At 40.3% G+C, this 24517-nt stretch carries 18 protein-coding genes; 2 read left to right on the forward strand and 16 right to left on the reverse strand.

Going from position 1 to position 24517, the window contains the following annotated elements; translation table 11 throughout:
* Positions 1 to 357: 357 nt before the first annotated feature.
* Positions 358 to 1239 carry a LysR family transcriptional regulator gene (locus tag AC0VYV_RS17170; protein WP_430241685.1) on the reverse strand — a complete coding sequence of 294 codons (882 nt, stop codon included), beginning with the start codon at positions 1237 to 1239 and terminating at the stop codon, positions 358 to 360.
* Between the two features lie 41 nt (positions 1240 to 1280).
* Positions 1281 to 2258 carry a formylglycine-generating enzyme family protein gene (locus AC0VYV_RS17175; protein WP_283153774.1) on the reverse strand — a complete coding sequence of 326 codons (978 nt, stop codon included), beginning with the start codon at positions 2256 to 2258 and terminating at the stop codon, positions 1281 to 1283.
* A gap of 184 nt (positions 2259 to 2442) precedes the next feature.
* On the opposite strand from AC0VYV_RS17175, the gene AC0VYV_RS17180 reads away from it, so the two are divergent.
* Positions 2443 to 3234: a sulfite exporter TauE/SafE family protein gene (locus tag AC0VYV_RS17180; RefSeq protein WP_475372820.1), complete on the forward strand. Its 792-nt coding sequence runs from the start codon at positions 2443 to 2445 to the stop codon at positions 3232 to 3234.
* 963 nt (positions 3235 to 4197) lie between these two features.
* Here AC0VYV_RS17180 and AC0VYV_RS17185 read toward each other — a convergent pair.
* The 13 genes from AC0VYV_RS17185 to AC0VYV_RS17245 all read right to left on the reverse strand — a co-directional run bounded on the left by AC0VYV_RS17185 (position 4198) and on the right by AC0VYV_RS17245 (position 20344).
* Positions 4198 to 4962 carry a DeoR/GlpR family DNA-binding transcription regulator gene (locus tag AC0VYV_RS17185; RefSeq protein WP_224882753.1) on the reverse strand — a complete coding sequence of 255 codons (765 nt, stop codon included), beginning with the start codon at positions 4960 to 4962 and terminating at the stop codon, positions 4198 to 4200.
* A gap of 81 nt (positions 4963 to 5043) precedes the next feature.
* On the reverse strand, positions 5044 to 6525 hold the full coding sequence (rhaB, locus tag AC0VYV_RS17190; protein WP_475374896.1) for a rhamnulokinase: 1482 nt from the start codon (positions 6523 to 6525) through the stop codon (positions 5044 to 5046).
* On the reverse strand, positions 6522 to 7748 hold the full coding sequence (gene rhaI / locus AC0VYV_RS17195; protein WP_283153771.1) for an L-rhamnose isomerase: 1227 nt from the start codon (positions 7746 to 7748) through the stop codon (positions 6522 to 6524). Before rhaI ends, rhaB begins: the two co-directional genes overlap by 4 nt.
* 31 nt (positions 7749 to 7779) lie before the next feature.
* Positions 7780 to 8145 (reverse strand): sensory rhodopsin transducer, encoded by a 366-nt coding sequence (locus tag AC0VYV_RS17200; protein ID WP_283153770.1) that lies wholly within the window; start codon positions 8143 to 8145, stop codon positions 7780 to 7782.
* A gap of 22 nt (positions 8146 to 8167) precedes the next feature.
* Positions 8168 to 10234: a bifunctional aldolase/short-chain dehydrogenase gene (locus tag AC0VYV_RS17205; RefSeq protein ID WP_475372822.1), complete on the reverse strand. Its 2067-nt coding sequence runs from the start codon at positions 10232 to 10234 to the stop codon at positions 8168 to 8170.
* 92 nt (positions 10235 to 10326) lie between these two features.
* Complete coding sequence (locus tag AC0VYV_RS17210; RefSeq protein WP_224882532.1) at positions 10327 to 11646, reverse strand: MFS transporter; 1320 nt, start codon at positions 11644 to 11646, stop codon at positions 10327 to 10329.
* Positions 11647 to 12056: 410 nt separating this feature from the next.
* Positions 12057 to 12566, reverse strand: coding sequence for a pyridoxamine 5'-phosphate oxidase family protein (locus tag AC0VYV_RS17215; protein ID WP_475372823.1), 510 nt, complete (start codon positions 12564 to 12566; stop codon positions 12057 to 12059).
* A gap of 96 nt (positions 12567 to 12662) precedes the next feature.
* The gene (locus AC0VYV_RS17220; protein WP_475372824.1) at positions 12663 to 13412 is read right to left on the reverse strand and encodes an SDR family NAD(P)-dependent oxidoreductase; all 750 of its coding nucleotides are present in this window, start codon (positions 13410 to 13412) and stop codon (positions 12663 to 12665) included.
* A gap of 367 nt (positions 13413 to 13779) precedes the next feature.
* Entirely contained in the window at positions 13780 to 15255 is a 1476-nt protein-coding gene (gene argH, locus AC0VYV_RS17225; RefSeq protein ID WP_475372825.1) for an argininosuccinate lyase, read from the reverse strand.
* Between the two features lie 17 nt (positions 15256 to 15272).
* Positions 15273 to 16958, reverse strand: a complete 1686-nt coding sequence (locus AC0VYV_RS17230; protein ID WP_303535400.1) for an ABC transporter permease — start codon at positions 16956 to 16958, stop codon at positions 15273 to 15275.
* A 3-nt stretch (positions 16959 to 16961) separates the two neighbouring features.
* A complete protein-coding gene (locus AC0VYV_RS17235) occupies positions 16962 to 18044 on the reverse strand; it encodes an ABC transporter ATP-binding protein (RefSeq protein ID WP_475372826.1) in 1083 nt (360 codons plus the stop codon).
* Between the two features lie 26 nt (positions 18045 to 18070).
* Positions 18071 to 19162 (reverse strand): extracellular solute-binding protein, encoded by a 1092-nt coding sequence (locus AC0VYV_RS17240; protein WP_159784216.1) that lies wholly within the window; start codon positions 19160 to 19162, stop codon positions 18071 to 18073.
* A gap of 18 nt (positions 19163 to 19180) precedes the next feature.
* Complete coding sequence (locus AC0VYV_RS17245) at positions 19181 to 20344, reverse strand: ROK family transcriptional regulator (RefSeq protein ID WP_475374015.1); 1164 nt, start codon at positions 20342 to 20344, stop codon at positions 19181 to 19183.
* Positions 20345 to 20693: 349 nt separating this feature from the next.
* On the opposite strand from AC0VYV_RS17245, the gene AC0VYV_RS17250 reads away from it, so the two are divergent.
* Positions 20694 to 23228, forward strand: coding sequence for a PIG-L family deacetylase (locus tag AC0VYV_RS17250; protein ID WP_475374016.1), 2535 nt, complete (start codon positions 20694 to 20696; stop codon positions 23226 to 23228).
* Positions 23229 to 23324: 96 nt separating this feature from the next.
* Here AC0VYV_RS17250 and AC0VYV_RS17255 read toward each other — a convergent pair whose 3' ends face one another.
* Positions 23325 to 24176, reverse strand: a complete 852-nt coding sequence (locus AC0VYV_RS17255; RefSeq protein WP_475365709.1) for a DegV family protein — start codon at positions 24174 to 24176, stop codon at positions 23325 to 23327.
* Positions 24177 to 24517: the final 341 nt, after the last annotated feature.

Genomic DNA, 24517 nt, shown 5'->3' on the forward strand with positions numbered 1-24517 from the left:
GTTTAACCTTCCACTTTATTAATATTCAACGTTAAATATTCTTGTTTTCCTGTACAATCTTAGGGAATTAATTTGAGTAGCTTTGTTACAACTTAAGAAATATCAGTTGTATTGCCTCTATATTGAATTAATACTTATGTCCATAGAAATCATTATGAGAATTAATTAACATTGTCGAAATATAAAATTCTCTTTTTAATAAAAAAGGTTGAACCAAATTTACATGGTTCAACAAAAGTAACAAGTAGCCAGGATACGTACTTTCTCAAAGAATTTTATTCTATGTCTAATTCTGTTCCTTTCAAACAGATTATAGTTTTTTACTTATTAACTAGTATTTGTCCCCATACTAATGGATTACTTTAATATAAATTTTTCAAAATTTGACTGTGATCTTTTTTTGAAACGATGTAGCTTTTGCACAATCCACAAATCTCTCATCAAGGTGAAATCTTTTACCGGAATTTCTCTCAATGTTCCATATTTCAATTCTTTTTGAATGGTAATTCTAGGGAGAATACTAACACCTAAGTCAGCTTCTACAGCACTTTTAATGGACTGCATACTCCCTAGTTCCATCTCATCAGTGATCTTATGAAGTATTCCTCTCTTTCGGAGAGCATTTTCCACAATCAGTCTCGTCCCTGAATCTTTCTCCCTCCATATCATCTTTTCCCCTGCCAGGTCGTCAATACTGATGACATCCTTCTTGCTCCATGAATGCCTGAAGGAACTCACGAGAACCAATTCATCATCAGCAATTTTTTGGATATTATATTCTTTACTCTTCACTTCACTTTCAACCATTGCAATATCAATTTCATTGGCGTCTAACTTGGATAACATATACGGTGTATTCCCAATCAACAGGCTGAATTTTATATCTGGATAAAGTTTGCTAAATCGTCCCAATAAACCGGGCAACAAATATTCACCGATTGTTAAACTGGCCCCAACATTCAATACTGTTTCCTGATTTCCAAGGACTTCTTGCATCGCTTCATGAGAAATATGATCTAACTCAATGATTTCTCGGGCATAGGGATAAAGTACCTTTCCGGCCTTCGTTAACTTTAATTTCCCATTATTTCGGTCGAATAGCGACAAACCATATTGATTTTCCAATTGTCTGATTTGCCTGGTAACAGCAGGTTGGGATACGAACCCCAATCGCGCCGCTTTACTAATGCTTCCTTCGTCTACCACACGGCAAAACATTCGTAAGCTTTCTATATTCATAGGTTACTCACCTGCAGCTCTTATTATTGAATAAGATACCTTTAACTATTCGCATCAACTACACACCTAAATCCCATATTTCCGCTAGAGCTGTCGATCGTGTTGGAACTTCGTGCAGCTACTCTGTATCGATTACAATATGATGGATGGCATAGATACGAGCCTCCACGTATTACTTTCGCTTCACCTTTTACTGGCCCTCTCGGGTTCACTATAGAAATTAAGTCAGAGGTTTTTGCAAACCAGTCAGAGCACCACTCCCATACATTTCCTGCCGTGTTATATAGACCATACCCATTCGGTGGAAAAGACTGAGATGGAGCTGTTCCGACAAATCCGTCTTCTTCTGTGTTAACTTTTGGAAATTCTCCTTGCCAAATATTACAGTAATGCTTTCCACCAGGAGTCAATTCGTCTCCCCATGGAAATTTCTTCTGCTCTAACCCACCACGAGCTGCCATTTCCCATTCAGCTTCTGTAGGTAACCGCTTTCCTGACCAGTTACAAAATTCCATGGCATCATTCCAAGAAACGTGAATGACCGGGTGATCCATTCGCTCTTCAATAGAAGATTCCTTCCCTTCCGGCTGGAACCAATACGCGCCTTCCGCCGCATACCACCAAGGGGTTGAAGGCAACTGCTGTACTTTCATTTCAGTATCTTTAGGAAGGAATTTATAGAATACAAATGACCAACCGAATATTTCAGCTTCTGTACGGTATCCTGTTTCTTCGACAAACTGTGCAAATTCTTCGTTCGTCACTGTATGAGAATCAATATAATAAGGGGATAATTTCACAGACCGAGTAGGACCTTCCCCATCGGATATAAAGCCTTCCTCATCATTTGTCCCCATCAGAAACTCCCCGCCCGGGATATATATCAACTTATTACGGAATTTAATCCGCTCTCTTTTAGAAAATTCGCGTTTTTTTACGTTTTCTCCTTTTCCTAAGTCACTCTGTACTTCTGCTCGACTTCCAGTACAGCAGGAGTGATGAAGTTTCTTTTCATTCATAAGTTATCCCATCCCTTATCAAATAGAAGTAGTAACAGATTAGTATCGTAATTATTAAAATTGTATCACGTAACAAAAAAATGACGGCTATTCTATTTTGTTATACCATATTACATTTACTGAATTTACAGTTTGGACCCGAAGTGAGAAAATTTAATAGAAAATCAACTAAGGGGGAATTCACTTGGACATAGGTATTGGGGTGTTAATTCTTATAATCGGAATTCTGGCAGGCGGCTATGGTACAATCGTCGGCGCCGGTGGAGGATTTATTTTTGTCCCGGCTCTGTTACTAATCTTTCAAATGAATCCGGTACTTGCTTCCAGTACAGGGATGGTTATTGTACTTATAAACTCTCTTTCAGGTGTCATAGGATACGCTAGGCAAAATCTAATTGATTATAAAACTGGTCTTACTATAGGAATAAGTGCGTTACCAGGATCAATCTTGGGTGTTTGGTTTCTTCATAGGTACTCCTCCCAATATTTTTATGTCATATTTGCAACTATACTTGTTGCTCTTGGCGTCTTTTTATTCAGTAAAACTTTAAATCGCTCCCCTAAAATACCGCCTACACTATTGGAAAAAGAAGAGAGTGATGAGCCTGATGGTGTTGGTCACCCTTCATTCAATTGGTTCATTCCTCTAGGCATAACAATGGGGATCCTTTCAAGCTATCTTGGAATCGGTGGTGGATGGTTACTCGTTCCGATACTTATCTATGTTTTCAAATTATCAACTCATCACGCAACGGCGACTTCCATCTTTTCATTATGTCTCTACTCCTCCGTAGGCGTCTTATCCCAATTTTTCTATGGGAGTATTGACTGGGTATCTGTCATGTGGGGGGGGAGCGGTGTAATAATTGGCGCACAGCTAGGAGTTATTTTATCTCAACGCATCCCCGGCAAAATTATTATTCAGATGCTTTCTGTTTTATTAGTAATTATAGGAGTACGATTATTCTTCAATTAATATAGCTGGTGTTAAAAAACCAGAAGGAAAATAAGTAGCTAGCTCGTTTCTTCATTAAAGTGATCCGTAACTTTTAAAACTTTGCCTTCCTCTAATGAATGACTACCAGTCACCTTTTTTACAAACTCCTTAATCGTCTTAATGTTCACCTCAGACTCCCAATATTCGGAAATTTCGGGGGTTGCATTAACCATTACTACATCCGGATCATCAGCAGACTTATTTAGCAGCTTTTCAACAATCTAATTCATTTAATCATTCTTCTTCTCGTTGTCCTGAATTAACTCACCAGGACTGCTAATTGATACAAAAGATGACTTAGGCACCATCTCTATTATTCTCCTGGGAAGGTTTCATCCATTTTTTTTTATATTCTTTATAATCACAAACAACATTAAACCGCAGATTATTATGGCTAACAAATCCTCGAATAATTGTCTTGCTTTGTCACTCAATTCACCGCAACTATTCCCTCTCTCTCGCATTAACCTGCACTATGCCCTAACCTTACCCTTCCTAATGTTATTAGGCTTCCTTTTTTTATTATCCTACTTTCTCTAAGTAAAGAACGCTTAGGGTCTCCCACGTTGATCAATCATAACAGTGTCTAGTATGTCAGGGCACTGGCCCTGGGGAAGCTTTTTTACTCTCGCATAACGACTAAATGAGAGTTGTTTTCTACGCGGTTCCAAGTATGAACCTTCCCATTTGGAATTTCGGGGCTTTGTTCCTTCAGCTTATGCTTTGAGCCAACTAGCTTGCTGTCTACGCTTAACATCACCGTTACCCGCTAATGTCCAAGACTCGATATGAGCGATTTGCTTAATCTTACTCACCGGGGATTCCCGCCCACTATATGATGCACCCTTTGCGTGGCGCTACAACCGCCCCAGTGATTCCCGGTAATTCCAAATGGAACTCCAGCCAACTGACTGGAGTTCCATTTGGACCGTATTTAAAGATCTAAGTATCTACACGGACCACATTCATTGCACGTTCGGATAATTGTTGAACATAATCATTATCCAGCTTTTGATCGGAAAGAACGTGATCGATCATATCCAACTCCGCAAAACGAGCGAATGCCTGGATACCGAACTTGCTATAGTCAACCATCACAAAATTAATATCCGCAGTATCTAACATTTTCCTCTTAATGCGAGCTTGCTGTTCATTCGATTCACTAATTCCTCGGCTTAGATGGATACCCTTACAAGAAATGAAAGCTTTGTTGACATGATAATCCTCTAGCGAAGCTTCAGCGAGTGGACCAAGATAAGACATTGATTTAGAATCTAGAATTCCACCTGTTGATATCACAGTGATTTCTTTCTTTTTGCTAAGTTCCAATGCTACATTAAGAGAATTTGTCATAACAATAATAGGCACATCGGGCAGTGCTTTAGCCATATAATAAGCTGTTGTACTCGCATCCAAAATAATGGTGTCGCGTTCCACAACATGCTTTACTGCTTCAAGAGCAATTTCTCTTTTTTCTTGTACATTCGTCACTTCCCTTTCAGTATAGGGAATCTCTCTAGCACTTTGGTGAAGTTTCACTGCTCCGCCATGGCTTCGACGGAGTTTTTTCTCCTTTTCCAGTTTTTCTAAATCACGTCGAATCGTCTCTTCTGTCACAGAAAATATTTGACTTAATTCAGAAACACGAAGACTTGTTTTTTCATTTACGAGCTCAACAATCTTTTGCTGTCTTTCTGCCACAAGCATCAGCATTCAACCTCTCTTTAAACCATTAACTCTTCTATTCTCACTCTTTATTTTATCATTTGATTTAATTTATTTCTCCTCTTAAATCGTAGGTTGGCTTTCACCAATGTAGTGGCAAAACTTTTCATAAGCTGTCTTCCAGGATTCCTGACTTTCCGGGAAGTAATACGCCATTTTCGTTGCTTTCAATGCTATTTTTCTTGCTTCATCAATTCCCGTAATTCGACCTAGAGCCATTAATTGAACAAGAATATTCCCTATGGCACTAGCTTCTGTAGGACCCGCCCAGACGGGTTTACCTAAGGCATTAGAGGTAAATTGACACAACATCTTATTTTTTATCCCTCCGCCCACCATATGCAATCCAAAAAATTCTTTTTCCGACAGTTTTTCAGTCCGTTCAAAGACATATCGGTATTTCATTGCCAGACTTTCTATAATGCACCTGACAATTTCTCCTCGAGATTCAGGAATCGGTTGATTTGTATTTTTACAATACTCTTGAATTTGTTGCGGCATATTTGATGGGTTTAAAAACAACGGATAATCTGGGTCAATGAAAGATCGAAAAGCTGGCACTTCTTTAGCTTCTTCCATTAAACGCTCATAATTCGTACTTTCATGATGACCCCATATTCGTCGACATTCTTCTAGTATCCAAAGCCCCATGATGTTTTTCAAAAGGCGGAAGCGTCCTCCCACTCCGCCTTCATTTGTAAAATTCAATTCCAATGCCTCTTTATTGATCACCGGTTCTTTTACTTCCGTACCCATTAAAGACCATGTCCCACAGCTTAAATATGCAAACGACTCATCTAATGCTGGAACGCCAGCTACAGCTGATGCTGTATCGTGCTCCCCAACAGCGATAACGGGAATTGGAGAAATCTCCAGTTCTTCACACAGGTCTTCTTTTAAATGTCCTATAATGGTACCCGGCCCTACTACTTCTTGAAAGATTTTCTCAGGAAGCCCTAAAGTATCTAGTAACTCGCTATCCCACTTCATTAAATTAGGGTTAAAAAGTTGTGTAGTCGTCGCATTCGTAAATTCACTTTTCTTTATCCCAGTTAAAAAATAGCGCAGAAGATCGGGAATCATCAGTAACGACTCAGCTTTTTCTAGTAACCACTCATTCTTTTCTTTCATCGCCATCAATTGATAGATCGTATTAAATGTTAGGAACTGAATTCCTGTCTTTTCAAACAGCTTCTCCTGAGTAATCCAATCTTCATGAACTTTTTTCATAACCCCATCTGTTTGATGGTCTCGATAGTGATAGGGATTCCTTAGGAGCTCTCCATCTTTACCCAGTAGTCCGAAGTCAACAGCCCAGGTATCAATCGCGATCCCCTCAAGCTTCGCCCCAGTTTCAACCGCCTTTCCTATCGCAAGCTTAATGTCATGAAACAAACGAAGAATATCCCATTGGAATCGTCCGCTCACTCGGACAGGATCGTTAGTAAAACGATGAATTTCTACCAGTTCAAGTAGATCACCCTTTAGCTCAGCTAGCACCGCCCTGCCGCTACCAGCGCCAATATCAACCGCTAAAACGCTCACCAACTTGCACCGCCCTTACCGCGAGAAAGGATTTTTTCTCCATAACCGCTTTCCTGGTAAGCCTTCATTGGATCAATCGGTAAACCAGATTCTTCTCTCATCGCTTTAAGTAGAGGGGCTACATCAAATTCAAACGCCTGCCTTACCGCATGCTCAGCACCTAACACATCATTTCTTTCTTGAGCTTCCTTAACGTCAGCTAAGTTGATTAGGAGAGCTTTAGCATAAAGTGTTTGAATATTCGTGATTGAGCGAATCATAGCTGGGATCTTCGGTTCCAAATTGTGACACTGATCAAGCATATATGCAATATTATCCGCATTTTTTCGAACGCTTGGATCATTATCCTTCTGTGCTAAAACGATTTGAGAGAAAATCAAAAACAGTTCATATGGATTATGGGCGGCTGCTATGAGATCATCATCCGCATACTTTCGGCTATTAAAGTGGAACCCGCCTAACCTTTGTTCATCTAGTAGATATGCAACAATATGTTCAATATTCGTTCCTTGGGGGTGGTGCCCAGTATCTACTAATACTTCTGCCTGTGGACCTAACTTCTGAGCCATATTATAGGCCATACCCCAGTCAGCTAGATCAGTGTGATAAAAGGCTGGTTCAAAGAATTTATACTCAATCAACATTCTCATATCATCGTCCATGGACTCATACATCTCACTCAAACACTCTTGCATCCAATGCTTCCGTTTCCTAAAGTCAGCTTGCCCAGGGTAGTTTGTGCCATCAGCAAACCAAAGACTCACATCTTTAGAACCAATCGTTCTAGCGATTTCTACACACTCTAAAAGATGATCTGTTGCTTTCCGACGAATCGAAGCATCAGAATTGGTGACGCTACCAAATTTATAATCGTCGTCTTGAAACAAATTTGGATTTACTGCCCCTAGATGAACATTATGGTCGATAGCATACTGCTTTAACTTCTTATAATCATCGACTTTATCCCATGGAATATGAATAGCTACGCCCGGACAGTTTCCTGTGAGTTTATGGACTTGCGCTGCATCTTCAATTTTTTCAAAAGGATCGCGTGGAATTCCTTCTTGTTGGAAAACTTTAAATCGTGTACCTGAATCCCCATATCCCCAGGAAGGTGTTTCTATGTTTAATTTTCTAAGCTTCGTTTTCACTTCTTCAAGGTTTATTCCTCTATCTTCTTGTTGCTCTTCAAATAAATGATAGTATCGATCAGAATTCCCCATTATCTCTCACCTCTCCAATACTCAGTATCTATTAATCCGCTGCGTATGCTAAAGTTGTCATTAAAGCGTTTTCAGATTGAGTCGTATCTAGTCTACTATATTGCACGACAATTGGTAGGTCACTCGTAACTTCAATTGCATATGGGACCCCTTTTGGGACAGATTCCCCATCTATATGGAGGGAATCTGTTTTTAAGTGCTTTGTACGATTTCCATGAATCTCATATTTTATGTTTTTGATCGGTTCTCGATCTTCAAAGTACAGGTGTATGTCCAAGTGCACAGTCTCCTGGTTACGGTTTAACACACAGATCGCCTCGTGACTTTCTAAAGATCCAGAACTTTTAGGAGGAATATAGGCATCTGGGATAATCCACGATTTCTTTCCGATTGGCATTGGAAAACCTCCATTCAATGATTTAGCGAGTAAAGGCTGCTGGGACTCCGCCATCAACCGTAATCATACACCCTGTAGTTTTCTCAGCATTGCTTGATGCGAAAAACGCGATCGATTCAGCGATGTCTGAAGGCAATATATTAACGTTCAAAATGGTTCGCTTACGGTAGTGTTCTTCTAATTGATCTGGTTCAATTCCATACGAAGCGGCTCTTTCTTCTTTCCATTTCGAATCCCAAATCGCAGAACCTTGAATCACAGCATCAGGTAATACCGTATTTACTCGAATACCGTATTGGCCTCCATCAGCAGCTATTGTTCGGGCAAGATGAGCCTCAGCAGCTTTAGCAGTACTATAAGCAGCAGCATTCTTACCGGCATACACAGAATTTTTCGAGCCGACAAACACCATATTTCCGCCTATTCCTTGCTCCTTCATGAGCTTAAAAGCTTCTCGAGCAACGAGGAAATATCCTTTTACTAATACGTTCATATTCATATCCCATTTTTCAACAGTCGTTTCTTCAAAAGGACTTGAACTGGCCAACCCAGCGTTGTTGACGATAATATCAAGGCCACCGTACTTCAAAACGGATTGTTGTATCGCTTCAGCCACTTCTTCTTCTTTCGTAACGTCCATTTTTACAGCAATCGCTCGTCCAGCTCCATACTTTTCTTCCAGATTAGACGCTACCTGTTCAGCGCCGTCCACATTGATATCTGCCACTACGACATGCGCTCCATCCCTGGCAAAACGCTCGCATGTTGCAGCGCCAATCCCACCTGCACCGCCTGTTACGAACGCAACTTTTCGAGAAAACTCAGCCTCTGCTGGCGAAAGGCTTAGTTTATAAAGTTCCAATGGCCAATATTCGATATGATAAGATTCATTTGCATTAAGTGATACAAATTCTCCAAGTGCAGTGCTTCCTTTCATCACAGCGATTGCTCTATGATAGAGATCTCCGCTCACTTTAGCTGATTTCAGGTCTTTTCCAGTATTAATCATTCCAATACCTGGAATGAGAATAACTCGCGGGGATGGATCAGACATTTTGTCCTCTTCGGAACGATTTGTCTCAAAGTATTGAATGTATTCCTCTTTATAATCCGTTATTCCTGCTTTAATCAACTGGATAAGATCTTCCGTACCTTGATTTTGGGGATCCCAGTCAATAAACAACGGAACTCTCTTCGTATGAACAAGGTGATCCGGACATGCAGCGCCTATTTGTGAAAGATCTTTTGCATCTTCACTGTTAACAAAATCCAAAACTTCCTTATCATCGGAATACGTTAGCAGCATGGTTTTATTCTCACTAACTTCTCCTCGAATGACTGAGAGAATGTGACTTAAAACCTTTTGATGTTCGTTATCATTTAACGACTCATGCTTTTGACCACCAAACATCGCTTTTTGTTTTTGCTTTTCTGTTATATAACTTTCAGCTTCTTGAATCACGGAAATTGTTTTCTCATAACTTTCTTGTGATGTCTCTCCCCAAGTGACAAGTCCATGTTTCTCCATTAAAACTAAATCAGCCTGAGGATTCTGACGAACAGCTTCTGAAATCATTTTTGATAACGTAAATCCTGGTCGAACGTAAGGGACCCAAACAAATCGATCGCCGAATATTTCATTTGCAATTTCTTTACCGTTATGTGCACAGCAAAGACTAATAATAGCATCAGGATGTGTGTGATCTACGTGTTTAAAAGGTAAAAAGGCATGCAATAACGTTTCGATAGAAGAACGTGGATGTTTACTATCAATCATACAATGAGACAAATATCCCACCATCTCTTCATCAGTCATTTCATCTCTTTCCATCAACGGGAGGATATCGTCCATCTTTAATCCAGTAAAGTCCTTTTCTCCCATCGTAGCGAGATCGGAACCACTGCCTTTCACCCACATGACTTCCACATCTTCGCCTTTGAAATCGCTCTCAATCGTTTTCATGGACGTATTGCCTCCACCAAAATTACATACTGAACGATCACTTCCTAATAAATTAGAGCGATAAACAAGCTCTTCAACACCGTTTCGATCATTCGCTTCCTGGCTATCCCATCGGTTCTGAATCATTTTTTCTCCTCCAAACAAGCAATTTTATAAATTCATTATCTATACCATATCAAACTTTTGTTTATTTTTGAACACTTTTGTTTACTTTGTTTTTAATTAAAGTTCCTATTTTCTTCTATTACCACGGTTTCTTTTTGGCCAAAGCGCTCTTCCTCGATTTCTTCAAGGGTTTTACCTCTAGTCTCTGGGGCAAGAATGATGCCAATCAAGAAATGGATTACTAAGAAAACAATCATAACGATTCCAGCCGCTTGAAACCCGAGGTTGTCCATAACTGTGGGAAGTAGAAACGACCATATTGCGATACCAAACCGAACTAAGAAGAACATAATGCCCTGCGCTCCCGCACGATACTTCGTTGGGAATAACTCACTAGCCCATAAACCATAAAACGCTTGAGCACCAAAGCCAGCGGCACATCCCCATAAAATGACGAAAGCAAATAACGAAAACCAATTCATTGGCATGAACGTCAAGATAATCCACGCCACGATTCCCATAACAGCGCCTAAACCAAATAAAAACCGACGGCTATACTTATCTCCAAATTTCATAAAGACAAAGAATGTCGTAGCCACTGTTAACATCCATAAAAATGCTTGAAGTAAATTAGCTTGTCCGCTTGATAATCCACCTACATTTTCATATATGTAAGGCATAAAATAACCCATTGCACCTGCAGTTAAGTTCCAGAAAAGATAGATTCCCACTAATAAGAACAAAGCTTCGCGATTCACTTTGAGAGTAAACAATTCTTTCAGAGAGCTCCGTGACAAGCTTCCAGATAAGCCACTTTGCTTCTCACGTTCTTTCCCCTCTTTCCAAATTTTAGATTCAGATAGCCCCTGTCGGATATACCAGGTAATAAATGCAATGATAAGTAAATGTACAAATATAAGCCGACTACCCATTAAACCTAATGGAGCAAGAAGAACGGCGAGTAAAAATGTTACTGCCGGTCCCACCGACCAGGCAAGCTGTGCTGTTCCAACATGAGCGGCACGTTTTTCATGTGGAGCTTCTTCTGCAATATACGTCCATGAAGCTGGCACACCCGCTCCTACTGCAATACCAGTAATAATGGTTCCTATTAAAAGCATAGGAAAATTGAACGAAAGAGCGATCAACAACACGCCCAGCATATAGGCCAATAAATCATAAGTATAAATAAATTTCCTTCCATATTTATCACATAAATAACCACCAACTAATGCACCAACCGCAGCACCAAAAGCGTTAGCACTCAGGGCACTCAATAACCCTATCGCCATGCTGTCCAGTGTAAGATAAGCTTGCCACAACGTTAAACTACTTGCCGCAGCGATGATCGAACCGGCTTCAATATAGTTTGCCATCGCAACGGATATCGTCGCCTTCCAACCGGTTGTACTTTTACTACCTATTTTCGCCATATTTTTCCTCCTCTTCAAATTAGCAAGCGCTTACAAATAAAGGTGTAAACCTCAGAAAAATAAACCAGTATAGGTTCTAAAGGCTAACTGCAATTATCTGTTTCATTTTTCTGAATATAAACACTTATTTTGCCTGTATTGAAATAGTAAACAATAAAACCAAATAAGTCAACATAAACAAATGTATTTATTTTTGTTTATATTTGTTTTGGATTAGCGGGACGGTTCTAGCGATTCACTGTTGCATAGCAGATTGTATGGGAGTCATACTAAAGCCTCCCCCTAGTTTACTTGTTTTCTGAAATCATCCATATTTAAAACCCCCTTGCTTGCGCAAGAGGGTTTACGTTAAACAAATTCGTTAGAGATTTTTTACTGACCTCGAATCAATAGAATCATTTCTGCTGATTCTAATTCCTATTAAAGTGTACCGTATCTTTTAAATCATTGCCTTCTTCTAATGATTTACTGGTTGTCACCTTTTTCACAAACTCTTTGACCGTTTTAACATTCACTCCCGACTCCCAATATTCAGCGATTTCCGGCGTGACTTTAACCAGTACAACATCCGGATCATCAGCAGAAGTATTTAATAGCTTTTCAACAACCTTATTCATGTACTCTTTCTTCTTCACGCTATCCTGAACCAATTCAGCAGTGCCGCTAATCGACACATAAGATGATCCTGCATACGCTAAGTTTACGGCAGGAGTAAGCTTAATATCCTCATATTTATCCGTATCTTTTTTGGTAATAAACCAGATCTCTTCCTGATCCAATTCGACTTCCTGTGTTTGCATAGGACGAGACATCAGCTTGCCATCTGGAGAAATAGTAGTTAACATTGCTACTTTCTCATCTTTGATCAAATCTTTAATATTTTTAAGGGTTTTCTGATTTTCTGAATGTTGGTTTGTCATTTGTAATTCCTCCTTCAGATAGTGAAACTTGATTTCAAAAAAATAGCTTAGAGACTCTCCTAAGTTAGGCGTTATCTGCTACTAAATTAGGAAAAATTATACTCCAAAGGTGTTCCCACCATTTACATTGATATTTTGTCCAGTAATAAAGTTAGCCTCGTCACTTGCTAAAAAACGCACCATGTAGGCAATATCTTCCGGTTTCCCTAACCGGTTCAAAGGAAGGCCGTCAATATAACTACCTGCGCTTGCCTCGGAAACGTCACCATGGCGCTCAACCGGAGTAAAACCTGGATGCACAGCATTGACTGTGATGTCATGTTTCCCTAGCTCATTTGCCCAGGAGCGAGTCATTCCAATGACCGCAGACTTTGCGGTAACATAATTCGAAAAATCGCTATTGCCTAATTCCACAACTTCGCTTCCAATATTAATAATGCGCCCCCACTTTTTTTCTTTCATAGGCTCCATAACCTCTTTTAAAAGTAATAAAGGGGCCTTCACGGTAAAATGCAGCTGATCCAAGTAATCTTCCCAAGACACTTCTTCCAACGAAAATTCTGGCTGTGGACCAGTGGCGTTATTGACGAGAATATCAATCGGTTGCTGGAAAGTCTCTCGTGAAACAGCTACCAACTTTTCAACATCTTTTTGATCTGTGATGTCTGCTTGAATAGCGACTGCTTCTCCACCAAGCTCTTGAATATCATGAACAACCGCTTCTGCTTTTTCTTGATTGCTACTGTAATTAATAATTACCTTTATTCCAGATTCAGCAAGTTTTTGGACAATCACTTTGCCGAGTCCTTTTGAACTCCCTGTTACTAGGGCAACTTTTTTACTCATCATGTCCCCCTATCATCACGCTAATTTACTCGTTTCTTTTCATGAGACAAAAGACCAAAAACCTGTCCTTCTGTCTCTACCATTCACCTATACTTTCGTTTCCCGCTTACCCACAAAGTTACACGTTTTTCAACGATCAGTAATTCCACACTAACAAAGCCCTTGTTTCCAAGGACTTTTGCAATCTGTAGGAGTGAAACATAACGCGGATTTTTTCTCCTAGTCACGTTCTTTCAACAGGATCAGTTATGGGGATCCATCAACTATCAAATATTTATTCTTTTACTCAGGATTTAAAAAAATAAGTGCAAAAAATCCCTTCATTACTACGAGCAATCACATTAGAACCCGCTTAACTACTGCTCTATCAACTTTTCAAATTCTCTTTAATCGAATTGATCTGGGTGGAATACGTTTCTATCTTCTCGGTGAGGTTCTTCAACCGCCCTTTACGATCCAACACCATCCGCTCTACAACTTGTGGACTTGGCCCACCTGTTACGCTCCTTCTCTCAATAAACGTAGAAGGGTCACAGATATTTTTCCAATCTTCTTCTAAAAGTTGCACGCCGCCAATCCACCCATTTACTTCAGAAACGCTCACTTCATATAACTCTTTCTTTGCATCATTTGCTTTCTTACTTACGTAGCTCGAAATCTGGTGTGCTTTTCGAAATGGCACACCATAATCTCTAGCGAGGACGTCTGCTAACTCAGTAATCGTAATCATATTTGTTTTGGCTTGCTCAAGTGCTCGTTCCTTGTTGAATTTCATTGTCGTAATGACAGCTGTTAATAGCTTGGTAACACGATTCGCTTTATGGAACCCGTTATATAGGTGCGGTTGCAAATCATCTTCTGTATCCACAATATCTCCATATGGCGTGTTGTGAATCATTTGGATGACGCTTAGTCCTTCGCCAACTGCGCTGCTAGCGAGTGCTCTTGAATGTTCCAATGATACCGGATTTCTTTTCTGCGGCATAATGCTACTTACCTGGACATAAGCATCAGAAACTTTAAGTAATCCTACTTCATTAGACGCCATACGGAGAAGCTCTTGAATCCACCTGCCCATGTTTGTCATCAAACTAACTAATGTTAAAGCTGTTTCTAGTAAATAGTCTCCTGTCCCAATCGCATCATAGGAATTTTCCATCACATCATCAAACCCTAGTAGCTCAACCATTCGTTCTCGACTGATCGGAAATCCAGTGGTTGTAATAGCAGCCGCCCCCATCGGAGAACGATTGACTGTTTGATACGCTTGCCACAAGCGGTCCACGTCTCTTGATAGATTATCGGATATGGCTAGGAGATAGTGACCAAAGGTTGTTGGCTGCGCAGGCTGCGTGTGCGTATGGGCGGGCATGATCGTATGAAGATGGTCTTCCGCCTGAGTGACAAGCGATTGGCCTAACCTTCTTACATTACTCAAGAGATCGAGCATATGATCTCGAATTACGATCCGATACATCGCTTCACCCATATCATTTCGACTCTTCGCGATATGCATCTTGCCTGCTAAATCGTCACCAATTACCTTCGCCACTTCGGCCTCAACAAGGAAAAAGAAATCTTCGTATTCTGGCACATAGTTTAGTAGTTTCTTCTCCATCTTTGCCACTTTATTTACGCCGTCCAATATCTTCTTTGCTTCCCCTGCGGTAATAATTTTTTGTTCTTTTAGCATCGTTGTATGCGCGCGATGAATCATAAACATCGCATCAAATAAGTAGTCACGCTGATCTTTGAAAACCGGTTTAAGCAGTTCGTCTACGTAGGTTTTCCCGGGAAAACAAGCGCCATCTTCTAGCTCAAAATCTTCCTTTCTTTTATTCATGGTTTCACCTCATTGTACTAGAGCGTATTTTCTGATTTAACTCCGAAGAATTTATAAGAAATAATCATTACTATCGCAATAAGACCAACCTGAATCATGCCATAGGCTGCAGCCTGACCAAGATTAAACATCCTTAGTTGATTCATAATCTCAATGGAAATTGGGCGATTGTCTAACGTATACAACAAGACAGACGTCGGAAACTCTCCAACAGCCTGAACAAAAGCTAGCAGAGTTCCGCTTAGAACTCCTGGCATAATAATCGGCAAGACAACTCTTCTGAATGTATACAACCATCTCGCTCCTAAATTCTGTGCGGCTTCTTCTATCGAATCATCCATTTGCTCCAGTACAGCGTTCGTCGACCGCACGACGAGTGGTATAAAACGAATAAAATATGCGAGAGGCAAGATCCAGAATGTACCGACAAGTACTTGACCAAACGAGAAAATCGACTTACTGTTAAACGCTAAAATAAGATTCATTCCAACAACAGTAGCTGGTAATGCCCATGGAAGCATAACAAGAATATCTAGTAAATTCTTACCGAAGAATTTTCTTTTCACAAGTGCATAAGAAGTAATTATTCCGAATACAAAACATCCTAAGCATGCAATGAAAGCCATGATTAAACTATTACGAACCGGATCCCAGATATTCGGATCCTCAAACAGTAAACGATAGTTTTCAAGATTGAAAGAAGTAGGATACTTCTGCCACGTCCACGCGCCTTCTGGAACAAAAGATAGTATCGCTAAAACCGCATGTGGCAGTAAAAGCACAATCATCGCTACTATTCCAAGTGACACCATCACCCATTTTAGGATTGGGTTATTGACCTCACTTCTGTGAGCACCAATCCCTTTTGATCCCATTCGATAGTCTTTTCGATTTTGGAACCAACGCATAAATAATAAGAAGGTAATCGAAACGGCTGAGAGAATAACAGATTGCGTTGCCGCCATTTCCAAATCGCCATTAATTTTAGAAAAGTAGATTTGGAGACTTAGCACTCGATACCCTCCAGCAAGTAGAAACGGAGCACTAAAGGAAGCCATCGAAACCATAAAGACAAGCAGGGATGCTGCAACTAAAGCGGGTGTTAATAATGGAAATGTGACCTTCCAAAATACTCCTAAACGTCCTGATCCAAGATTGGCTGCTGACTCTTCCAGCGACGGATCGACATTATTAAGTGCTGAAGAAACCGTCATATAGAAATACGGATACATTGTATAAGCGTGAACGAGAAGAATTCCCGTCACACCGCCTATGCTAAATGGAACTTCCTCTAAATTCAGTAAGTCTTGAAGCGCTACCGGGATAAGTCCCGCTTCTCCGTAAAGCCACATAAATGCCATTACTCCAACAAGTGAAGGTAAAACAATTGGCATGATCGCTATTCCTGAGAAAAAGGAACGACCAGGAAAATTATACCTTGTAAAAATAAACGCAAGTGGTACGCCAATACATGCACTTAGTAAAACAGATAATAAGGATATGTAAACCGAGTTCCATAGTGCTTCTAAATTCGCTTGTGCTTTAGGGCCAAAAAAGTCCACATAGTTTTGTAGAGTAAATAACCCATTTTTCTTAAAGCTTTCTATAAACGTTTCAACTGTTGGATAGAGAACATATCCAACGAGGACCAGGATAATCGGTATAAGAAGAAGGATCGTTTTTCTTTTCTCTGCGTTTAACAACCTCTATCCCTCCTTTGCCACTGGAACGATTCGAACCTGATCAGGTGGTAGTTGAACATAAATATCAGATCCTTCTTGTAGATATGTACTCGGTCCCCGGTTTAAATCGGTTACTTTTAATGTGGCGTGACCTTCATTAACTTTGATGAAGCTATGAACCGACTCACCTGTGAATTGAACAAGATCCACTTTTCCTTCTAAAACATTCACACCTTCTATATTTGTTTTTGATAAGATAATGGCTTCTGGACGAACGGACATTTTAAAGTTTTCATTCTTACTGAATACTTCCTCGCCAGGGGGATCCGCATGAACAAGAAGATTCAAATCCTCACAAAGGAGACCTCCATCCCTTTGCTTCACTTCAAACAAGTTCGTTTCGCCAATAAATTCAGCAACAAAATCATTTACCGGTTGATTGTAAATTTCAGTTGGCGTTCCAATCTGTTGGCAATTCCCCACATTAAAGACAGCGATTCGATCACTCATCGTAAGGGCTTCAACCTGATCATGCGTGACATAGATTGTGGTAATGCCATACTCACGCTGCAGACGGAGAATTTCATTTCTCATTTCATCTCGTAATCTCGCATCAAGATTACTTAATGGTTCATCAAGCAATAAAATATCCGGCTCAATGACGAGAGCCCTTGCTAAAGCGACGCGCTGTTGCTGTCCACCGCTTAACTGACTCACTTGACGTTCAATAAATTGCTTTAATCGCACTTTCTCTAGCACATCTTCTACTCTTCTTTTCACCTCAGCTTTACTCACTTTTCTTACTTTTAACCCAAAGGCCACATTTTCAAAAACGGTCATATGAGGGAAAAGGGCATAGTTTTGGAAAACCATGCCCGTGTTTCTTTTTTCTGGTGACACTGTCGTCATATCACGATCATCGAATTTCACTTTCCCAGCTGAAGGATAATAAAATCCTGCGATCATCCTAAGAGTTGTTGTTTTTCCGCAACCACTAGGTCCAAGGAAAGTAAAAAACTCCCCTTCTTTAATCGTGATATCCAACTCTTTCACGGCAGTGACATCGCCAAATTGTTTTGTAATATTAGATAAGGTTACTGCTGTCATAACCAACAACTCCTCTTTCTGGAGATCTACTCTTCTTTTTGCTTTTCACTGTTTTTAATATTGTTGTCCCAGTATTCCATCCACTCATCAGACTTCTCCTGGAAAACTTCCCAATCGATCTCCATCGCATTGATTTCTGTTTCTTCAATCCACTCCGGAAGATCACTAATATCATCACGCGTTGGAATTCTATAATATTTCTCAGCTAGTAGCTTAGCTGCTTCCTCAGAATTAACAAACTCATAAAAAGCTTTCGCTGCTTCTGGATGCGGCGCACCTTCAACAATCGCAATTCCTTCTGTTAAGACCGGCGTTCCACTCTCAGGAATCACATAGCTAAACGGATACCCCTTCTCTTCAGCTAGCATAACGGTATCCGGCATATTCCAAACGGATAGATTACCTACGCCTTTCGCTACCTGATTGTACATAATCTCTGGATTGGCAGCATACTCTTTCGTATTCTCGTCTAATTTCTGCAGCCACTCATACCCAGCATCAGGGCTATCCGTCTCTTTGTAGTCCTTATAGATGATAGAAGAATAAATCGTACGCATTGTACCTGAAGCAAGTGGATAACGAATGATTAATTCATCTTTCCATTTCGGATCTACGAGATCATCCCAATCTTTTGGAGCCTCTTCTTCGGAAATTTCTTTATTATTATAAAGAATCACTTCAGGTGTTTGAGAAGTGCCTGTCCAATACCATTCTTCATCATGGTACATATCATCTAAAGAACCGGCATAGCTTGGCTCATATTTCTGTAAAAGCTCATCCGTCTTGGCTTCATCGAACATCACTTGAGGCGCCCCCCACCATATATCCGCTTGCGTATTATTTTTTTCAGAGCGAACCCTGTCTAGGATTTCCTGTGAACCAAGGTCGAGAAATTCCATATCTACATCATATTCCGCTTCAAATTGTTTCTCGAATTCACTCAAAATATCTTTACCGTGCGGGGAATAGACGACAACCTTGTCTTCCAAGTCACCTTCACTTTCAGAGCCAGAATCTCCATCACTACTCGCTTCTTCATTCCCTGCCATACACCCTGTTAGGATGATGCCGAACACTAGCATGGTAATTAACATCATCCATCGAAATTGACGTTTCATACGTTCATTTCCCCCTTCTCATAATTGGATAATTGAATCATTTTCTTCAAGGAATAGCGCCGCTGCCCCAACAATACCGGCTTCCTTTCCAAACGTTGACGGAACAATTTTGCAGCTCTGTGGTGTGAAATGCTCTACAATTTCAATTAACGAATGCTTATAATCCTCAAATGACTCGCTTACACCACCTCCTATAATGACGAGATCAGGATCGAATAAAGACACATAATTAGCGATGCCAAATCCTAAATGTTCGATTGCATTTTCAACCACTTCACTCGCATCCTCATCCCCTTTTTTCCAACTAATAAAAGCTTCTTTTGCTGTTAACGGCGTGTTCTTTATTTCAGAAAGTTTATTCCCGATAGATGAACCACTTGCGACACTCTCAAGAAATCCATAGCCCTCATAAGTGGGATGATAGCTTTTTGCACTTTGAAAATCTGTCACTAAATATCCCATCTCGCCCGCACTGTAACGACTACCTCGAAATAGTTTTCCGTTAATGATCATCCCACTGCCTATTCCTGTACCTATCGCGATAAAAATAAGATTTTGTAGCGACTTTCCGGCACCAAGCCACTGCTCACCAAGAACGCTCGTATTGACGTCGTTTTCAACATAGATTGGAAACGGAAAGTACTCACTCGCTATTTTCCGAACGGGATACCGCTTCCAACGTAAGCTAGGAGCATCCAATACAATGCCATGTTCCACGTTCGTTACACCTGGGACACCGATGCCCATCCCAAGGATTTTCTCATTACTTAACTGTAAATCATGAAGCATACTATTTACGTCCCTTTGTAAGCGCTTAAACAAATCTTTTTCAAGGTATTCACTTGTGGAAAATTCCCGATAAGCATGAACCTCTCCGTTTAAACATGTCACCCCAGAAGCTACTTTTGTGCCACCGATATCAACGCCAATCACATAAGCTGCTTTAGGATTAAAAACGAGATGAACAGGCTTTCGCCCCCCACTAATCGTCGATTCCCCCGGTCCTTTCTCCTCGATCCAGCCCTCTTTTAACAATTGTTCAACGATCAGTGAAACAGAGGGTTTACTAATTTGAATCCTTTTGGAAATCTGCGAGCGAGAAATCGGTTCAAAATCTCGAATACACGTCAACACAAGTTGTTTATTTATATTTTTGATATATGCGGCATCGCCTTTTTGCATAAATGTGTACTCCTTTATAAAAGATAAAAAACAAGCAGAAACATCTTTAGTTAGTTAAGATTACTTACTAACGATTACTTTCATTTATAAAGGCTGATCAAATAAATGTAAAATACTGTTTATCCTCTTTCTCACAAACTGAGAGTTATAATGCTCAATAATGCTTCTAATTGCTGTCTTATAATATGAATTTAGAAAATTTTATTTATTTTGTTAAATTGTGACTATATAACCATTCAAACGGTACAAAAGTAGGTTCCATTTATTGGATGAATCTGCTTATAATGGTTTTAAGTTAGTTATATTCTATTACTAACTAAATTCATTCAGGAGACGAAGGAGGATTTATTTGAAGAACCTGGGGAAGATTTTATTATCGTTGGTTTTGATCCTTTCTGCCTTTGGTACAAGCTCCACACTTAGTTTTGCAGAAGATTCATCTACACAGGATGCAAATTTAGCATTGTGGGAATCTGTCGTTCCATTAACTACGACAGCAAGTTTTATGAATACTGGTGCACATCCTGATGATGAGCGTAGTCATTTCCTTGCTTATTTATCACGTGGACAAGGTGTGGACACGTCGTTCCTACTCTCCACTCGTGGTCAGGGTGGTCAAAATGAAATCGGTAACGAGCTTGGCGATGGACTTGGCATCATCCGCACAAACGAACTGCAAGCTTCATCTAAAGTCCTTGGAATCGAAACCTTTTTCTTAAACGAAGATTTTGAAGACAGCATCAAAGACTTTGGCTTCTCTAAAACACCTGAAGAAACGCTGAACAAATGGGGAGAAACGGAAACCTACGAACGACTCATTCACGACATCCGAACATTTAAACCAGACATCATCATGCCCTCTTTTCGCAACGTTGACTCCCAGCATGGTCATCACCGCGCCATGACATTGCTTACCCAAAAAGCATTTGAAGATGCAGCCGACTCTTCTGTCTTTCCTGAACAACTTGAAGATGGCTTAACCACCTGGCAAGTAAAGAAACTCTACCTCCCTGCTGAAACAGAAGAACAAACTACAACTTCTATCCAAATCGGAATCTATGACGAACACTATGACATGACTTACCCGCAACTTGGTGAAAAAGCGCGTTACTTACATGAATCCCAAGGAATGGGAAGAGATGTTGGAGATGGCCCAGAAACCGTAAATCTACAGCTAGTTAAATCAACAGTTGGCGATATTCCGGAACAGGAAGAAAGCATCTACGAAAACATTCCCTATGATTTCACGGATTACGCTAACACCCTTTCAAAAGGCGGCAATAAATACAAACAAAAGCTGATCCATCTCCAAAAGGATCTTGAAAAGGTGAAAAGTGCCTATCCAAACCACGAGAACGTACTTACTCAAGCTGAAAATGCGTACAAGAAGCTTCAAAAGCTCATGAAGCAGATGGAGAAAGACAACAAGCTATCTGATGATTTAAGAAACACTCTAAATCATAAGCTTCAAGTAAAAGAAGAACAGCTAACAAACACGATGTTTACAGCTGCACAGTTGGAAGTAGATGTTGAGGTTGCCGATCCACAACTAACACCGGATGATACAACAAATGTAAGCGTTTCGATTACGAATAATGGCACATCTAAAATCAACGATCTATCCTCTACCCTTTCCATTCCAGAAGACTGGGTCGTAAACGGACAGCATCATTCTTCCTCTTTAACACCGGGAGATCAGGTAAAGTTTGATTATAATGTAAAAGCTACGTCAAGAAACTATTATGATGCCTACACACCGGATGCGATAAAAGCAAATATTCGTTTTAAGGTGAAAGGACAAACTGTTACAAAAGCCTTCACTCCAAAAGAACGCGTTGCCCTACTACCAGAGGTATCTGTGAAACCTTCTCCTGAAAACTTAGTGATTAACACAAAAGACATTGAAGAAAACGTTACGATGAATGTAGAAGTGGAAAAATTTGCGGAAGGTGCTCTTGAAACAGACGTCTCCCTTCAGTTACCAGAAGGATGGACAGCTGAACCTGAATCGCAGGAAGTTTCATTTGGATCTGATGAACAAATGAAAACCATTTCGTTTACACTAACGCCTCCACAAAATGTAGAAGAAGGCGAATTCCAGATCGTTCCGCAAGCTCAGATTGGAAACGAAACACTTAGTAAAAACGTCCAAATCATTCAGTACGATCATATTGGCACAAACTATTATGTATCAGATGCCGCGGTTAACGGCGTAGCCTTCCCGCTCGACTATCCTGAGGATCTTAAAATCGGATATGTCGATAGCGGATTTGATAAGGTGGCAGATCAGTTGTCGAATGTAGGCATGGATATTACCCAATTAACCGAGCAGGACTTAGCATCAGGAGATCTCTCTCAATACGATACGATCGTCACTGGAATCAGAGCGTATCTTTCAAGAGAAGACTTGCTACAGCATAACGAGCGCTTACTCGAATACGGCAACAATGGCGGTCACCTTGTCGTGCAATACAACAAACCATGGGATAACTGGGACACGAACACTACCGCACCATATGAACTAGAAATCGGCCAGCCTTCGATCGAGTGGCGCGTCACAGATGAAGATGCTCCGATTAACGTATTAAAACCAGAAGCGACAATCTTTAATTATCCAAACAAGATCAAGCAATCAGACTGGGATGGCTGGGTCCAAGAAAGAGGCCTCTACTTCCCAATGAACTGGTCAGATGAATTTGAAACTTACGTAAGCGTCGCCGATCCAGGGGAAGACGCATTTGAAGGCGGAATTTTGAAAGCAGACTATGGTGAAGGAACTTACATTTATACGAACTTAGTATGGTACCGTCAGATTCAGAATCAGGTTCCTGGTGGGTATCGGATTTTTACTAACTTGGTTAGTTATCCTTATTATGAGGAGTGAGGTAAATAAGAAAACCGCCTGGAGATTTTCCAGGCGGTTTTTTTATCGTCATTAGATGTATCGAATTTTTTGCACTCAATACTAGTCTAGCTTTTATTATTGCTCTAATCCTGCTATCCCGAAGCCCCCGGCTCCAGAATGAGTCGAAATCATACCGCCCGCTTGGATCCAACGTATATTCTGGAATCCGTTTTCTTTGGCGACCTCATCCATCCGCTGTTTGATCCGTTCATCGAGTCCGATGGAGTAGATAAAATAGAGCTGCTCTCTATCGATGTTGAATTCATTTAAGTAATCACTCAAAAGTTTTTCACTAGCTCCACTCATTTTCCCGCGATACTTCTTTGTAGACATAAGCTTTCCATCCTTCAACTCGATGCATGGCTTTATTTTCAATAGAGCTCCAATCAGGGAAGCCATATTGCTTACCCGTCCTCCCGCTTTAAGAAAATCAAGGCTGCCTGGGATGAAAGCCAGTCTTGATTTAGGAACGATCGCCTCTATTTTTTCAACTAAACGCTCCGCTTCAATGTCAGGTTCTTTTTCTAAAACTTTAGCGGCATCCAATACAATTGCAGCTAATCCGCCAGTAACGTTCAAAGCATCTATGAGAAAAATGTCTTCAAATACTTCCGCAGCAATAACAGCATTTTGAAAAGAAGAAGATGCTTTTGATGTATAACCAATATGTACAATGATGCAATCTGGGAACTTCTCTCTTATAGTCGCAAAAAACTCTTGATACTCATGAGCATTTGTGGAGGTAGTAGAAGGGATTTTCTTCGTGCGTTCGTAATAGTCATAAATATCCTGGACCGGCAATGAACCGTCTAAATAATCCTTTCCATCCATAATGATGTGCATGGGAACGACTTGAACATCGTACTTTTCAGCTAAATCAACTGGTAAGTCGGCACCGCTTTCAGTCGATAAAATTATCCTTCGCATTCTATCTCCCCCTTGGTTATGTTTAGTTCCGTCTTCACTTTTCCTGCATTATGCTTTAACTATACAGGAGAAACCGTATTAGCATTGTGATAACTTTTATTTTCCGAACTTTTAGTGCACAATTTGGGGATTTGAATACGACTGCAGGTGTGAGGATCTGTGAAAGCCGGCTTCTATTAACTAAACCTCAAAACCACTCAGACCCGATCCCCAAAAATGGAATCAGACCCTTCTAATATTCAGCTATTAAGAATCGTGGGGGAGGTTCTCGTGATGCTTCGCCCATTCATTTTTTGATGATTTACTCAGCATTTCAATATGAAAATAACTCCTAAGCCCCT

Source organism: Anaerobacillus sp. QJM3NY_17 (assembly GCF_056173665.1).

What these genes read in the sequence shown, in the direction of transcription:
- AC0VYV_RS17175 (WP_283153774.1), bottom strand. Translation starts at nt 2,258, where the DNA reads ATGAATGAAAAGAAACTTCATCACTCCTGCTGTACTGGAAGTCGAGCA.
- AC0VYV_RS17210 (WP_224882532.1), bottom strand. Translation starts at nt 11,646, where the DNA reads ATGGCGAAAATAGGTAGTAAAAGTACAACCGGTTGGAAGGCGACGATA.
- AC0VYV_RS17255 (WP_475365709.1), bottom strand. Translation starts at nt 24,176, where the DNA reads ATGCGAAGGATAATTTTATCGACTGAAAGCGGTGCCGACTTACCAGTT.
- argH (WP_475372825.1), bottom strand. Translation starts at nt 15,255, where the DNA reads ATGAATAAAAGAAAGGAAGATTTTGAGCTAGAAGATGGCGCTTGTTTT.
- AC0VYV_RS17245 (WP_475374015.1), bottom strand. Translation starts at nt 20,344, where the DNA reads ATGCAAAAAGGCGATGCCGCATATATCAAAAATATAAATAAACAACTT.
- rhaI (WP_283153771.1), bottom strand. Translation starts at nt 7,748, where the DNA reads ATGGGGAATTCTGATCGATACTATCATTTATTTGAAGAGCAACAAGAA.
- AC0VYV_RS17235 (WP_475372826.1), bottom strand. Translation starts at nt 18,044, where the DNA reads ATGACAGCAGTAACCTTATCTAATATTACAAAACAATTTGGCGATGTC.
- AC0VYV_RS17170 (WP_430241685.1), bottom strand. Translation starts at nt 1,239, where the DNA reads ATGAATATAGAAAGCTTACGAATGTTTTGCCGTGTGGTAGACGAAGGA.
- AC0VYV_RS17215 (WP_475372823.1), bottom strand. Translation starts at nt 12,566, where the DNA reads ATGACAAACCAACATTCAGAAAATCAGAAAACCCTTAAAAATATTAAA.
- AC0VYV_RS17185 (WP_224882753.1), bottom strand. Translation starts at nt 4,962, where the DNA reads ATGCTTGTGGCAGAAAGACAGCAAAAGATTGTTGAGCTCGTAAATGAA.
- AC0VYV_RS17200 (WP_283153770.1), bottom strand. Translation starts at nt 8,145, where the DNA reads ATGCCAATCGGAAAGAAATCGTGGATTATCCCAGATGCCTATATTCCT.
- AC0VYV_RS17240 (WP_159784216.1), bottom strand. Translation starts at nt 19,162, where the DNA reads ATGAAACGTCAATTTCGATGGATGATGTTAATTACCATGCTAGTGTTC.
- AC0VYV_RS17205 (WP_475372822.1), bottom strand. Translation starts at nt 10,234, where the DNA reads ATGATTCAGAACCGATGGGATAGCCAGGAAGCGAATGATCGAAACGGT.
- AC0VYV_RS17220 (WP_475372824.1), bottom strand. Translation starts at nt 13,412, where the DNA reads ATGAGTAAAAAAGTTGCCCTAGTAACAGGGAGTTCAAAAGGACTCGGC.